Below are 15,369 nucleotides of genomic sequence, written 5' to 3' on the forward strand. Positions count from 1 at the left end.
ATTTTTCTTGTTAGTTACATATTGAAGTGTACAATCCATAAAATCAGCAGTGTCCAAGTCACGTATAATTCGCACTTATTACTACGTTAATTCTTCGCTACACTTAATAGTGATTACCATCTTCCCGCATAAGCTATCCGAGTGACAATGCTGAAATATTTAATCCAAAACAGTTTTAACTAGCCGTTTAGATTAATACAGTAAAAAGATAAAAATGGTCGCGTGTCAGCACCCCATCTTACTTAGCTAATTGTGATACGTAGTACTAGTTGTAATAATTGAATTATAAGCCGCTTAACGCAATCTGCGGAAATTAGAAATAGTTTATTTTGGTGTGGTTTAGGTAAAATTAGATTTAGTTTATTACAATGTACTGATGCGTATGTACTTATACATACATAATATAATATAGATTATTATCCAGAATATGTCTTTATGGGTAAAGTATATAACATTTTAGTTAAAAGATTAATTTTTGCTTTATTTATTCTAGATTTTTTATTGTGGCGAAAGCTAGTTTCCTAGATTAATAGCCCCCCCCCCACTTATTTATAAATCTTAAAATACAGTATTGATTTGTTCAAATTTACACGTCTTTTTTCAGAAAATGTCTGGTTTTTAAAAAACTTTTTTAACTAGTTAAGCAGTTAGTAAGTTTTTTACTTAATAATTGTAAGATTTTTATATCTGTGCAGCTTGTCTCCGACATAAACAATGCGTCTATTCTCGGGGGGGGATCTTAGCATTTCACTTTGTGAAGTGCTAAGAGTTATATTCTTATTCTTTGATTTATCGAGATGACTTAGAACTCGCCTGCGGATAGGCGTATAAAGTGAATATTTCCATATGCTATTTTGATAGTACTGGAATGGATCTGATTACTGACGCGAATCGTATAAATACGCTGCTGAATTAGTTTTAGATACAATTCTAGACGAATGGGAGATATTCGTTTTTGGTGGAACAACTAGTAATAACTGATCAATTTTGATGAGCGTATTTGTTAGGTTATTCCACAAAGCGATGTCGCGGTAATTCTGATTATTCTCTAGTGCGATCCGATATAAGGTGTCACCTAACTTCACACGATAGTATCCTAATGGCGCTGGAGAATCTGATAGCTCAATTGATACTGTAACGCCGCTACCGGAAAGAAGCGTGGTACTATGATCAATGATGGGGGTAGGCTGCTCTGGCCGCATCGAACATGCCGTTAGCATTACTAGAAGTGCTACGATAAAAATCGTTTGCTCAACCTTCACCAGATTTGCGTTCACACTTTACTCCGCAATATGCTCTTCAAGACTACATTATAAATTGTGACGTTTTCCACTCTAGGCTAGCTTAATAATAAGAGCACATATTTCTTGCAACTGTAAAGACCATTAGGTGATATAGGATGCTAAGCTTTCTAGATATCCCCCCTAATATGTTTGGGGGGGGCGTAGCTATAAAAGACACTTATAGTGTCCATTAATAACAGTATCAAATAGTCTAATCTCTTGAGAAATTATAGTCTCTCCTACTATTATGGTAGGAACGAATTTTTATAAGCCTATCGGATGCGTATTCGTTTTTGACGGGCTTATATAATGACTTTTCCGAGCAAATATATGCGGATCTGAAAAATAGCTTTGCACTACCACCAATTTTCGCATAAACACGATGGTTAGAGGAAGCCTTTTCTAGGGCTTGATAAGAGGCCTAGTCTTTTAATAAACTCGTGTAGCCTGCATCTACTGACTAATAATTGTATAGTTTACAACTGTTTCGGCGCTATTTCTTCTTGAAAAAGTTTCATATTTTATAAATAAAGCCCATACGTAGATTCTACTAATTTCAACTAATACAGTTGTATATCAAATACTCTCCTTGAATTAAAATCTTCGTGCATTCGCATGTTTATCAGCTTTAGGGCAGTCTCGATGCTAACAGTACGGATCTAGTTACACTAATCTAGTACGTTTATAGATTAAATTGAGCACTCTATATCCATTCCCGTAGCGAAGAAATCAATTGCATATCAGTCAAATCTAGTTGTAGCAGTGTAAGTAAGATACGCCAGCTGTCGCACTGCATGAAAGTCTGCGCCTTCGCTTGCAAATATATAGCCCTAGCCCATCACTTGAGCGGATCGCTTGCTCGGATTGTGATGGCTATACTGACCGATCTGAGTAACACGACAGTTCTTATTTCAGAATAAGTCGGATCTAGGATATATATTTATATTTAGTAGCGTATAGGTAGACAGTAGTGCTTGTAACTAATATTCTTAATTCTAAGTGTGCCCAATCTTTGTTCACTAGCGAAACCGATTAATGGAATACCGAACTAAAGTCTTTAGACATCTTCCGCAGCAGTGCTAAAATACAGCGTATTTTCACCTGTGTTCTGTCTATTTTTAGTATCAAATACTACCTGAGTCTGGCTTATTACCCAGTAGCCAGGTTAGTATCACGTGTACACAATTAGTAAGCGTGCAATGCATATTGCGAACATTATTTTCGGCAGCAAAGACTAAGATAAGTATAAGTCTCCATAACGTTAACGAGTTTGATGCGCCATTATAATAATACTCCGAACAACCATCATTACTTAGCCTAAGTGTGTAGGTGCATGGTAAGCGTGGTAAGAGCGAGTGCTAGATAACTGTTATCATTACTAAACAAAATCTTCATGAAGTAATTATCACTAAAGCCGTCTTACGATAGAAAGTGCAGCTTTAAACTAACAAAGCACGCACTAAAAAATCCTGCAAAAATTATCTCGGCAACAAATAGCATATAAAGACACGGGGAATTTAGAGTAGCTACGGTTAGATATGTTACAGAATTGGGGGGGGCATGAGCATATGATGCCTTCGGTGTTAGAGGTGTTATCGGAGCGAGCAGCCTCGGATAGAACCGAGAGCCTGCTATCTAGCGGCGTAGCTACAGAACGCATAACGTCAAGGACATTTATTTGTGTACGCTAGAGATAACGAAGTAGTGTATCTCTCGCAAACTATTAATCTTACTTCGCGCTGTAAAATTTTAGACTGAGCGACGGTCTAGTATCGCACGGGCGATCGTGCCAGCATCGACATATTCAAGTTCACTACCGACAGGTACACCCCGAGCGAGACGCGTGACAGTTAAGCCCCGAGATTTAAGCATTTGGCCTAAATAATGCGCAGTTGCCTCGCCTTCGTTTGTAAAGTTAGTGGCTAACATAACTTCAGTGACCACACTATCAGTAGCTCGGCGCATTAATCTGTTGAAATAAATCTCACATGGCCCGATACCGTTAAGCGGGCTTAGGCGCCCCATTAGTACAAAATATAGCCCGCAATAAGTAAGTGTTTGCTCAAGCATAATTTGGTCCGTAGGCATCTCGACCACACATAGCAGTGTTGAATCACGCCGCTCATCTCTGCATAGCTCACATACTTCATGCTCAGTAAACGTATTACATCGTTCACAGTGCTTAAGTACTTGTGTCGCGTGCAGCAGAGACCGGCCAAGTCGTTGCGCTCCCTCTTGATCATTTTGCATCAAGTGATAAGCGATGCGCTGCGCGGACTTTGGCCCAATACCAGGCAGTCTGCGAAGCGCATCAATCATTGTTGCTAGCACGGAAGGTTGCCTCCTCTTCATATATGGTTTGTGCCAATACGGACTAGCAGTTGAAACGCGACACATGCGTTCATAGAAGGGGGCCTGTGTAAAATTATAATGGCAGTTTAAAGCCTGGTGGCAGAGAAAACTCTGCACTCATGCCAGACATTTTTTCCTGTGCTATTGCCTCTGCCTTACGCACTCCATCATTAAATGCAGCAGCAACTAGATCTTCAAGCATCTCTTTATCATCGGTTAATAAACTCGGATCGATTGAGACACGACGCACTTCGTTTTTGCAGGCCATCGTTACTTTTACCAGACCAGCACCAGACTGGCCCTCAATTTCAATATGCGTGAGTTGCTCCTGCATCTTCTTCATGTTCTCTTGCATTTGCTGCGCTTGCTTCATCCAACTAGCCAGTTGACTCTTCATCATAATAGAACTCCTTCAAATAAATAAGAATACTGCATTATCCTATAACATGTAGTTAATGATTAATAATGAACGGCCAGTGGGCGAATCGAATCTAGCACGATTGTTGCCCCAAACTCGCGGATTAACCCCCGCACAAACGGGTCCGAGTTAATCTCCTGCTCGGCTTTCTGCTGTTGCTGTGCCCGGCGCGCGAATTCTACAGCTGCAGCTGTTTGGTATGCAGGGCCGACAGATACGGTTACATGAATCAGCCTACCCAGAACCTGTTCAATTGCAGTTTTCAACCTATTAACGTGTGCTACATTGGTATATTGTGGAACCGATACTCTTAATACAAGTTCGTCACAGTTACACGCTATAAGCTCACTATGAAGTGCAAGCTGGTATGCAATGCCGCGGAGCGGGAGTAATGTCACTAACGTTGGCCAATCGCCGTCATAACCAAGAGAATTAAGAGATATATCCGGCACTGGAGACGGTACCGTAGTCCGCACGTCGTGTGTAACGTTATCTACCATTGAGGTGAAATGAGGTGTATTAACATCGAAGGTACGGTTAGAAGCAGAGAGTGGTACGGACTGGTTGTTTGGCAACGTATCATTTCGGGATACGAATGATTCCGATTTAAAAGAAGTTCTTTGTATGCCTGGTTTTATGCTCACCTCAAATGGAGAGTTCTTTAATGCGACCGCCGGTGTACGAGTGCACCTACTGGAAATACTATCTACTTGGCTCCGCAGACTAAGTATCTTGCTCTTAGCAAGAGTATTAACGCACAATATGTCTAGATATGAGACAGCTGCTTTGGATAAGGATGGGGCAATAATATCCCCCTTTAATTCAAGTTGAATCGAAGAGGATTCCGTTACATCCGATAGTGCATTCGCTATCTTCACTTCGTGAATCTCATCTAGCCGTGACCGAGCTGTATCTATACCACCTAAATCAGCACTAATGTTGATCTGCCCTATTGCATTCATGCACATTACTTGCATGCTGCGTTCTTCTGCTTGTATTACCTCGTCCGTATTAGCCCTATCTTGTACAAATTTAGGTAAGCGGGGAAAATATATGGACGCTTTCCCTGTCTCGGGGACGCATATTCTACTAGATATTAAGCCTTCGGCATCTGGATAGCCCACTAGAGGTGTGCTAGAAGTAGGCTGCGTATCCCCTGATACAGACCCGCATGCCGTATGCATAGTATCGAACACAAGCATACGCAATAGCGCCATTGTGAAACCAGCATACCCATCCGGGGCCAGACCTAGCTCAGCACGACCAATTGTTGCGATCTGATAATACAACTGCACATCTTCCGGTGCTATCTGCGCCGCAAAATGCCGAATATTCTCTGCCTCAGGCCATTCGTCTAGTATCGAATCTGGAACTATCTGCGCCCACGCAATACGATGCAGCAATCCAGACAAATCTTGTAGCGCAGTCGAGAATGAGAGGCTGCGTGCCGCTATCTCATCAGATATTGAGAGAACTGTAGTACCATCGCGTATAATAATCGCATCGAGCAGCTGTGTTAGATAACTCTGGTCTAGTGCACCAAGCATGCTGCGTACAGCTTGTTCAGTAATCATGCCAGCTGAATACCCAATCGCTTGATCAGTTAACGACAGTGCGTCGCGCATACTACCGTCAGCAGCGCGTGATAACAGACGCAATGCTTGCATCTCAAAACTAATACCTTCGTTAGCTAGTATAAGTTCTAGGTGCGACACAATATAGCCTATTGGCATTTGTTTGAGGTTAAACTGCAAACAGCGTGATAATACTGTGACAGGAATTTTCTGGGGATCGGTTGTAGCAAGAATAAACTTCACATGCGATGGAGGCTCCTCGAGCATTTTGAGCATTGAGTTAAAAGCATGATGAGTTAGCATATGTACTTCATCAATCATATAAATCTTGAAGCGCGCATCGACTGGTGCGTATACAGCGTGCTCGAGTAGTGCCGCCATCTCGTCAACACCTCGGTTGCTGGCTGCGTCCATTTCAAGGTAATCAACAAAGTGACCTTCTTCAATTTTGCAGCATGCCGTACATACACCGCACGGAGTAGCAGTAATACCGGTTTCGCAATTGAGCGACTTTGCCAAGATCCTCGACAATGTTGTTTTGCCGACGCCGCGCGTTCCAGTAAACAAATAGGCGTGATGCAACCGTTGCGCTTGCAAAATATGGGTGAGTGCACGCACTACGTGTTCCTGGCCAACTAACGATGCGAAATCTCTGGGTCTCCACTTACGCGCAAGAACTTGATGAATCATCGAAAATTATATCAGTAATAATCGGGGCGATACTCGCGAAGTTGGCCATCTAGGCTTGCGATGCGGGTATGCCAGTAAAGAACGGGGGAATATGAGGCATGAGGCAAAAACTGGTGCATAACGCATAGGCATGTTATCACCAGGCTACCCTGGGTAAATTAGTCTAAACTTGGGTAAATTAGTCTAAAATCAAGATAATTTCGAGAAGAAGGTGACGAGCCCAACCCTCGGCACTAGCGGAAAATGGCTATGGCTGCTTCGTTCCCGATCTGACCAGGTTGACCTTACCGCCATGCGAGGAGGCCCGTCAAGAAACATTTTAGCACTAGATTATATCGCAACGCTAGTACGCCCGACATGGAACAAATTACGTTAAGATTGCGACTATAGAATATGCGAACGATCAGAGGGGGTAGGTCTTGCCCCTACGTTTCGCGAAGACTGCCGTTCGACGATATGCTGACGTTGAGCGGATTTTTGGAGATCGGGTGTATCGAGCATTATAAAGCTATACCCCCCGTAAGCTTAAAGGTAACGCAATAATGAGCGAACAAATCAAGCATATTACTGACACTTCGTTTGAGCAAGACGTGCTTAAGGCAGACAAGCCCATCCTACTCGACTTTTGGGCAGAATGGTGTGGCCCGTGCAAAGTGATTGCGCCGCTACTAGACGAGGTGGCACGTGAATATAGCGATCGCCTGCAGGTTGGGAAGATCAATGTTGATCAGAATCCAGAAACACCGGCTAAGTTTAGCGTTAGAGGAATCCCGACATTAATTCTGTTTAAGAACGGTGTAGTGGCTCAAACTAAGGTTGGCGCATTATCGAAAGCACAAATTACAGCACTTATTGATAGTTATATTTGATTCTCGTCAGTATTTAAACCCTGGCGGTGCTTGTTACATTTTGTAATAAGCACCGTATTCGGCTATGCTGATATCATAAAGCGAATACGTTTCAAACCGTATAATAATTAAGCCCGTCGCCTGACGGCTCCCCTTTTGTCGCTTCTTCTCTTTCCTTAGCGGGATTCCTGTATGTATTTGTCCGAGCTCAAGTCGCAACACGTATCCGCTTTGATCGAAATGGCTCATGGTCTAGAAATCGAAAATGCGAATCGCTTGCGCAAACAGGAGTTAATGTTTGCAATTTTAAAGAAGCGGGCCAAGACTGGTGAAACAATTTTTGGCGACGGAACACTCGAAGTACTGCCAGATGGTTTTGGTTTTCTACGCTCACCTGAAACATCGTATCTAGCGAGCACTGACGACATTTATATTAGTCCGTCGCAAATCCGACGTTTTAACTTGCACACTGGCGATACAATCGAGGGCGAAGTGCGTACGCCAAAAGACGGGGAGCGATATTTTGCACTTGTCAAAGTAGATAAAGTTAACGGACATCCACCAGAGGCGTCGAAACATAAAATTATGTTCGAAAATCTCACGCCACTACATCCAAATAAGCCCCTGTCTCTCGAGCGAGATATGCGAGGCGAAGAAAATGTCACTGGACGCATCATTGATATGATCGCACCGATCGGAAAAGGCCAACGCGGACTCCTAGTAGCGTCGCCAAAGTCTGGAAAGACTGTAATGCTTCAGCACATTGCGCATGCAATTAAGTCGAACCATCCGAATGTTATATTATTTGTACTACTAATCGACGAGCGCCCTGAAGAGGTTACTGAAATGCAACGTTCGGTAGCTGGTGAGGTAATTGCGTCTACGTTTGATGAACCAGCAGCGCGTCACGTGCAGGTTGCTGAAATGGTCATAGAAAAAGCGAAGCGACTCATTGAGATGAAGCACGATGTAGTGATTCTACTAGACTCTATCACGCGTCTCGCGCGTGCTTACAACACTGTTGTTCCGGCGTCGGGCAAAGTCTTAACTGGAGGCGTAGACGCCAACGCATTACAACGCCCGAAGCGTTTCTTTGGTGCAGCACGGAATGTCGAAGAAGGCGGTTCGCTCACAATTATCGGCACTGCGCTTATAGAAACCGGAAGTCGGATGGATGATGTTATTTATGAAGAGTTTAAGGGAACCGGCAATATGGAGGTACATCTAGAGCGACGCCTTGGGGAAAAGCGGGTTTATCCATCAATCAACCTAAATAAATCAGGTACCCGTCGAGAAGAATTACTCATTAAGCCAGAAATCCTGCAAAAGATTTGGGTACTGCGTAAGTTTATCCATGATATGGATGAAATCCAATCCATGGAATTCCTGCTTGATAAACTAAAACAGACTAAAAATAACTCGGAGTTCTTTGACATGATGCGCCGTGGTGGATAGTTTCAGAGTACACATCTTTGATCTATAGCTCTTAGCAATACATTAGCCGCAGATGCTTGTGCCAGTGGGTCATCTTCTGTAAATAAAGTGCAAAAGTTTATATAAGTATGGTAAAAGCATGGTGCTGAAGATTTGTTCGAGATACTATCTATATGTTCTTAACCATATGTCTGTATAAACCCCAAGATAAACGTACTACGTAAATCTTGGTGAGCTAAAAAACAGTGCGCCTTAAGATAGAGCTTCTATACGATTAGAGGCTGGTTAATATGATGTTAAATATGATGTTAAAACAGCTAGAATTTATAGCGCACGTGTGAGTTACAGCATGCTATAAAGATAGCACCACTCTAGGCTTATAAAAACTCTATTTTTACCGCGCGCTGCGTAGAATAGGCGTTAGCTGTGACCGCTAAAATAGCTGTGATAACACCCTAGTATCTATATATATGGGCAGTATTATGCGACCTGACTCCTGGGGTACTCTTCGGTTATTAGCGATTTCGGTTGTTAGCAATAACAAGTATTATCTTAAGCATTTATAGTAGTATGAGCTAGTCGCGCATATTAGTCCGTTCTCTGTAAGAAACGTATTTTGTCAAATCTACCATTTTTAGTATTAGATTCTTCTAAAATACCGGAAAACATTAGACGTTGTACCCTGAATTGGGGAAATTACTAGTAATTTACGGTATCGCTACTGTAGCTACGCTCCCACTCAAAAATCGCTATGACAGGATGTATTTAGTAAAACTTTAACTTTATGCGCAGGAGCACCTATCTAATAACTATTCCTTGCCGCGCACAGGATATTGAAGCGAATCTGACGGAAATATTTCTTACTGGATAGTTTCTTAGTTTTACCAAAGAAAAAGCATGATGATCATGGATGAGAACGATTAAACTAACAGACCTACTATAGATACTAGTGCTTAGACTTTTACCGGTTGCAAACTAGATTTTTAAAGGCATAAGTAAAAAACAGATTTCATGGTATAAACAGATTGTGATCTACAAAACTATCGATAACTAAGTTAGTAGCCTATAGCTTATAAGCGGATGATAATAGATCAGCAAAGCCTGGACATAGCTATCTAATAAAACAAATCATCTAAAATACCCCCCCCTAATTAACACCTGGACTTGATTCCACTACATCTTTTATTTTATATAGGATAAATACAATTATCTAATCCCCTTGCTCTGAATCTAGATAATAAGTTCTCTAAATACTATTGAGATTTATACTATCTGCTTTTAATTATTTATTAATATAAAATCTAGTTACCAACGCGCTAATTCATAATTCTTGTTTTTCTATTTTTGTCAAAGCCTCTCAAACTAGTGTTGAGGTGAGTATTACTCCGCAGCAATTGCTATCACTTAAAATTAAACGCATTATGAAAAAAAATATTCATCCCGATATTCATGCAGTCGCATTCCAGGACATGTCTAATGGAAAAACATTTATCATAGGCTCAACAATTAAGACCCGCGAGAAGATTGAGATTGATGGAAAAATTTATCCTCTCGCGAAGGTTGAGGTATCTTCTGAATCGCACCCCTTTTATACTGGTGAACAAAATAAGTTTTTAGATACGACTGGCCGAGTTGAAAGATTCCGACAAAAGTTTGGAAGCCTTGCTAGTGCAAGGATCGCGAAGTAAACATTGCCCGCATAGATCGAAGGGGGGGGGGCGCTATAGGTACCTGCTAATGTTGCTCGCAATATACTACATAGGGCTAGCTACTAATGTAGCTAGCCCCGCCCCGGATAGCGGTTCTCTTTCTTTATCTAATAGCGCCGATTTAGATACCTAAATACTGTATTGTTTTTTTAAGAACGGATCTTATAATTAGGCATAAGGGTCATGTAATCTAACAGATAAGCGATCCTCAGCTACCAACGTATTATCGCATGTATCTTAATAACAATTTGTATTATTGTGGTGTGAGATAAATAGTCTATTTCTCTATAATTTTTAGAAAAACAATCCGCACGATTTATTTCGATAGCTCAATGGCACCTAGCGAACTTCTCTATGAGTAGGCGTATTTTGTAATATGGTACTTATTTAGTATAGTACATATCTATTATATTAGCTAGAATTCTAATTAGAGCACTGAGCAATTTGCTATTACTCCTGAATTACAGGTCTACGCCGATAGTACTTATTAAGAGCGTTAAACTTCACTCAACTAACTAACACTGCAAAAAATTCCTCAAATCGATAGGGTAATGATAAACTCAGTTATGCATACTGCGGCATAGTACAGACGGACGACGGCGAAGATAAGAACGCTCTATGAGGCGCCCCATAGATTAAAATCGTGCTCAGATTGTTACGTTTGCTAGAAATTCATTGCTAACAACTGTATTCCTTTTATATAAGTATATACAGCGAACTGCTTACGGTTTTTACTGCTTCTGAATTATTAGCTTTGAAGCTCAGTCGAAATTAATACAGTTTACTGATTTATTCAATACTAAGCATCGTAATATTTTAGTATGAATAATCTAGATTGAGGCCCTGATGACTAACTCCCCATATTCTAGCTATAACTTTATGCAACTACTAGACTAGGATCTAAGCCAGAATTTAGGCTACTTTAAGCTTATGGATAGTATTAGTGCGGTACTATAAGTCAACCAAGGGTGTTCTGAAAAAGCACTCGCTAACTAGCGATAGTACGTTAGTAGATATGAGAATCTCTCAATAATATTATTTAATATTGTAAATACAGATCATGCTCTTGGTATCCTAAATAAGAATGTGCATAAAAAGATTTTCTATATGGGATTAGATTTACGCAATGCTCTAGCACAACACACGTCTTTTAGATATCACATCCTAAGTTTTACCTTAGGGGTAATAATTTCTTAGATAAAAAACAAGATATATATCATCTTATATTTTTTTATTTGAATAGTAATATTAACTAACATAAAAAGCCTGCTTGCGCGGGCTTTTTAACTTTGGCGGAGTGGACGGGACTCGAACCCGCGACCCCCGGCGTGACAGGCCGGTATTCTAACCAACTGAACTACCACTCCAATGAGTTTTATAGTGTTATATGCTATTTACTTTTAAAGTAGATGGCGTCCCCTAGGGGATTTGAACCCCTGTACTCACCGTGAAAGGGTGATGTCCTAGACCCCTAGACGAAGGGGACATAAATTTTAACTATAGTTGATTATGGATAACTTCTTTACGTTTGTGAAGTCTTTTTTGATATTTCTTGATTTCAATGAAAACTTCATACATGTCAACTAGACACAATAATGTACCCAGAATTAAAAATATTGCTTTTAGCAATAGCAAGAATTCGGGGCATAGATTAAGAACTGCTCTTAAATCGGTCTGGATTTTGATATGTTACATGTCTTAAGCTACACTATGTGTAAGTTTTTTAGGTCATTGGTAGTAAATATGCATACATTAGATAGGATTAGACATCCTAAATATATCTATAAATACTACTTATTTCTAATCAAGCCAAGATTTAATAACGTACGAATCATTTTGATATCTATATCCTCAAATAATTTTGAGTATTAATTTTTCCACATCATTTTATATATAAATATATAGTTATTAACTATATTAAGAACTCATAGTAATTTTTAATGATTTATATTTACGATTTATGCCGTGAATTATATTCAATTATAATTTTTTTATGATATAGTCACATACTATATTTATTTTTTAAATAGAAATTATGGTTCTAAAGAAATTATACTATATATAAATACTGTTTTGTAATGATTACCAAGTAAGTTAATGAGTGCTTGTGATTATAGTAGATTACTATTGATAATAAATAATTTAATGTAAAAATTTTTTACATTTTAGTGGTAATTTCAGCACTAGAATTTTAAGGTTTTATTATTTTTTTAAATAAAAAATGGAATTGTTTTTTGCGAAAACCAATATTTTTAGGCTGACCAAAAAACAAATGAAATATATAAAATATATTATTTGTGGTAAATTTTACTTGTATTTGTGTTATATGAGTGTGGAGGTAAGCGGGATCGAACCGCTGACCTCTTGCATGCCATGCAAGCGCTCTCCCAGCTGAGCTATACCCCCAGTACGAAAATTTTAAAAAACAATTTTTTGTAAAGTCTTCTTGTGCGTGATTTTATATCTTAGATCAAGGCAGCGCCACTTGTAGCCGCTTGAGTACCGTCTCTCGGCCGAATAGATACAGAACTGCATCAATGGGTGGGGTATGTTTTGTTCCAACTATCAGTAAACGCACTGGGATCGCTAGCTGAGGCAGCTTTAGTTTGTAAGCTTTTAGTACTACCTCCAACGCCATACCAATTGCATTCTTCGTCCAAGGAATCCCAGAAAGGGATTCAATAAATCTAGAGAGCGCTATACGTACAATATCCGTTAGATATTGTTTTATCTCATGCTCTATAGGTGCCGGTGTCCGATAAAATATTACAGCGTTTCTAGCAATCTCCCTGACGGTATTCGCACGATCCTTCAACAATGCGACAACCTCATCCAGCGGAACTCCCTGCGTAGCATCGACATTTAGCTCAATCAGTATTGGTAGTACAAGTGACGTGAGCCGTGAGTTGTCAATGTTTTTCAGATAATACTTATTTAGCCACTTCAGTTTATTATCGTCGTATCGCGCTGGAGATTTACCCAAATGCTCGAGGTCAAACCATTCTATGAACTGTTCTAATGAGAATATTTCTTCATTGCCATGAGCCCAACCAAGCCGGGCAAGGTAATTTAATATCGCTTCAGGAAGGTAGCCCTCATTGCGATACTCCATTATGCTCATTGCACCATTGCGCTTACTCATTTTCTCGCCTTGCTTATTAAGCACAGTAGGCAAATGCCCATAAATAGGTGGTGTGCCGCCTAGAGCACGCAAGATATTAATCTGGCGTGGAGTATTATTCAGATGATCATCACCGCGAATTACGTGTGTAATCGCCATATCTAAGTCATCAACGACAACGCAAAAGTTATATGTAGGGGTGCCATCAGATCGCGCAATAATTAGGTCGTCAAGCTCATCATTAGCAATCTCGATGCGACCTTTAACTGCATCATCCCATATTACTGTTCCGGTAATCGGATTATTAAATCGTATGACAGGCTGCACGCCAGATGGGGGAGCTGATAGAAATTTACCTGGTTTAGGTCGCCAAGTACCGTCATATCTAGGCTTTAGCCCTGCCTCGCGCTGTAGCGAGCGCATTGCATTTAGTTCCTCGATCGACATATAGCACCGATATGCTAAGCCCTGGTCAAGCATTTTCCTGACTACCTCGCGATAGCGATTCATCCTCTGCATCTGATAATATGGCCCTTCGTCGAAATTAAGCCCTAACCACTTCATGCTATCAAAGATGGCTTGTGTAGCCGCCTCGGTTGAGCGCTCAAGGTCCGTATCCTCAATTCGAAGAATGAAAGTCCCGTAATGTTTCCTGGCAAGAGCCCAGGGATAGAGCGCGGAGCGAATATTACCAAGGTGGATAAAACCAGTTGGGCTCGGCGCGAAGCGGGTACGTACGGAAGTAGTCATTAAAATAATAGATTCGAGACCTAGCCGCGGGATTAATCACGACGTTATTATATCGGTATGCTTAAATTACCCCACCTATAACATATGCTAATGACCTAGTCATCGTGGCGCATAAATACTATCTGCGCTGATTATGCTTGAGATTTCGTTGAAATATCTGTTGTTTTGCGCGGGCTGTTTCCTATATACCCAATCTCCAAAATCCGACTAGGATAATCACTAACTCTCTGGGGAGGCAATATCGATATATCACTAAATTTTGTACTTGGTACACGTAAGAAGCTTAGAATATATAAATAGATTCGCCTTAACGATCAATATGCATCTCTATTAAGGACCAGGCGATAACTTGATACAAACATTGTACTATATAACTACACATCGAATTAAGTGATATAGATATCAATTAAAAGAATTTTCTCTAGGATATGAATTGTGCAGTCACTCTGAAAGCTACTCGAGCGCTGTTATTTCAACAGCAGTTCTGAGAATATCTCTGAGTCGTGCAGCTTTATACCGCTAACTATATACACTTTTCTGCTCTAGTATTAGAATTTTTCTTCTAGCTTCCCATGTCATCCGTCGGTGTGCATTCTATTTACTCTATTTATCAGAACGGATAATAACTCGATCGAATAATTTATTCTAAAGTTTATTTTTCTGCTAGTTATTTAAAATAATGTATTAATTATGATTATCGTATTTTAATGTAATTTATTATTTACTAAATTCGTCCTATAAAAAATTGTTCGTATTATACAATAATCTACTCTAATTCATGTTTACATCACGTAATTTAAAAAATCTTGACAAATTTATGTAGCCATGTTCAAGCCTGATATACGTAGCATAGCGTTTCAAGATAATTGATTAGACCACCATTATGGTAAACATAATATATTTGAAATAATGCAAATATAATCGTGTAATGCACGTTATTAGTACTAACATATATATATACGAAAGACTATCTATGAGAATAGATATTGTCTTAAGCATTAGACACTAATATAAGCCGAGCAACGAGATCTCTAATATCAATTTTGCAATAGATTTCATTGCGTTTTAGTGTACGGTACCGTCGTGGTATATAACTAACATAAAGAGTACGGTACGACCTTCTTTATAAAAGCTAAAAGCGTGCTACCGCGTCATGAAGTAATACTATTCCCCTATCAAAGCATTATTGA

General features: G+C 39.9%; 9 protein-coding genes, 3 tRNA genes and 1 other RNA gene. 4 read left to right on the forward strand and 9 right to left on the reverse strand.

The window, feature by feature from the left end:
- Positions 1-878: 878 nt before the first annotated feature.
- The gene (locus GKR41_RS02530; RefSeq protein ID WP_226809631.1) at positions 879-1,277 is read right to left on the reverse strand and encodes a LysM peptidoglycan-binding domain-containing protein; all 399 of its coding nucleotides are present in this window, start codon (positions 1,275-1,277) and stop codon (positions 879-881) included.
- 1,544 nt (positions 1,278-2,821) lie between these two features.
- On the opposite strand from GKR41_RS02530, the gene GKR41_RS02535 reads away from it, so the two are divergent.
- A complete protein-coding gene (locus GKR41_RS02535; protein ID WP_226809632.1) occupies positions 2,822-2,974 on the forward strand; it encodes a hypothetical protein in 153 nt (50 codons plus the stop codon).
- Between the two features lie 58 nt (positions 2,975-3,032).
- Here the strand turns inward: GKR41_RS02535 and recR are convergent, their stop codons facing one another.
- The 4 genes from recR to ffs all read right to left on the reverse strand — a co-directional run bounded on the left by recR (position 3,033) and on the right by ffs (position 6,626).
- The gene (gene recR, locus GKR41_RS02540) at positions 3,033-3,635 is read right to left on the reverse strand and encodes a recombination mediator RecR (protein ID WP_226809633.1); all 603 of its coding nucleotides are present in this window, start codon (positions 3,633-3,635) and stop codon (positions 3,033-3,035) included.
- 73 nt (positions 3,636-3,708) lie between these two features.
- Positions 3,709-4,035, reverse strand: a complete 327-nt coding sequence (locus GKR41_RS02545; protein WP_226809634.1) for a YbaB/EbfC family nucleoid-associated protein — start codon at positions 4,033-4,035, stop codon at positions 3,709-3,711.
- 59 nt (positions 4,036-4,094) lie between these two features.
- Positions 4,095-6,317 (reverse strand): DNA polymerase III subunit gamma/tau, encoded by a 2,223-nt coding sequence (gene dnaX / locus GKR41_RS02550; protein WP_226809635.1) that lies wholly within the window; start codon positions 6,315-6,317, stop codon positions 4,095-4,097.
- A 210-nt stretch (positions 6,318-6,527) separates the two neighbouring features.
- Positions 6,528-6,626: signal recognition particle sRNA small type (ffs, locus tag GKR41_RS02555), an RNA gene on the reverse strand.
- Between the two features lie 233 nt (positions 6,627-6,859).
- On the opposite strand from ffs, the gene trxA reads away from it, so the two are divergent.
- The 3 genes from trxA (at position 6,860) to GKR41_RS02570 (ending at position 10,287) form a co-directional block, all read left to right on the forward strand.
- The gene (trxA, locus tag GKR41_RS02560; RefSeq protein WP_226809636.1) at positions 6,860-7,186 is read left to right on the forward strand and encodes a thioredoxin TrxA; all 327 of its coding nucleotides are present in this window, start codon (positions 6,860-6,862) and stop codon (positions 7,184-7,186) included.
- Between the two features lie 171 nt (positions 7,187-7,357).
- Positions 7,358-8,620: a transcription termination factor Rho gene (gene rho / locus GKR41_RS02565; RefSeq protein ID WP_226809637.1), complete on the forward strand. Its 1,263-nt coding sequence runs from the start codon at positions 7,358-7,360 to the stop codon at positions 8,618-8,620.
- A gap of 1,400 nt (positions 8,621-10,020) precedes the next feature.
- The gene (locus GKR41_RS02570; protein ID WP_226809638.1) at positions 10,021-10,287 is read left to right on the forward strand and encodes a type B 50S ribosomal protein L31; all 267 of its coding nucleotides are present in this window, start codon (positions 10,021-10,023) and stop codon (positions 10,285-10,287) included.
- 1,311 nt (positions 10,288-11,598) lie between these two features.
- Here GKR41_RS02570 and GKR41_RS02575 read toward each other — a convergent pair.
- The 4 genes from GKR41_RS02575 to gltX form a co-directional block, all read right to left on the reverse strand.
- A tRNA-Asp gene (locus GKR41_RS02575) sits at positions 11,599-11,675 on the reverse strand.
- 43 nt (positions 11,676-11,718) lie between these two features.
- A tRNA-Glu gene (locus tag GKR41_RS02580) sits at positions 11,719-11,794 on the reverse strand.
- An 847-nt stretch (positions 11,795-12,641) separates the two neighbouring features.
- Positions 12,642-12,714, reverse strand: a tRNA-Ala gene (locus GKR41_RS02585).
- Positions 12,715-12,778: 64 nt separating this feature from the next.
- Positions 12,779-14,179 (reverse strand): glutamate--tRNA ligase, encoded by a 1,401-nt coding sequence (gltX, locus tag GKR41_RS02590; protein WP_226809639.1) that lies wholly within the window; start codon positions 14,177-14,179, stop codon positions 12,779-12,781.
- Between the last annotated feature and the right edge of the window lie 1,190 nt (positions 14,180-15,369).

Source organism: Candidatus Vallotia laricis (assembly GCF_020541325.1).
In the GTDB taxonomy this organism is placed as follows: domain Bacteria; phylum Pseudomonadota; class Gammaproteobacteria; order Burkholderiales; family Burkholderiaceae; genus Mycetohabitans; species Mycetohabitans laricis.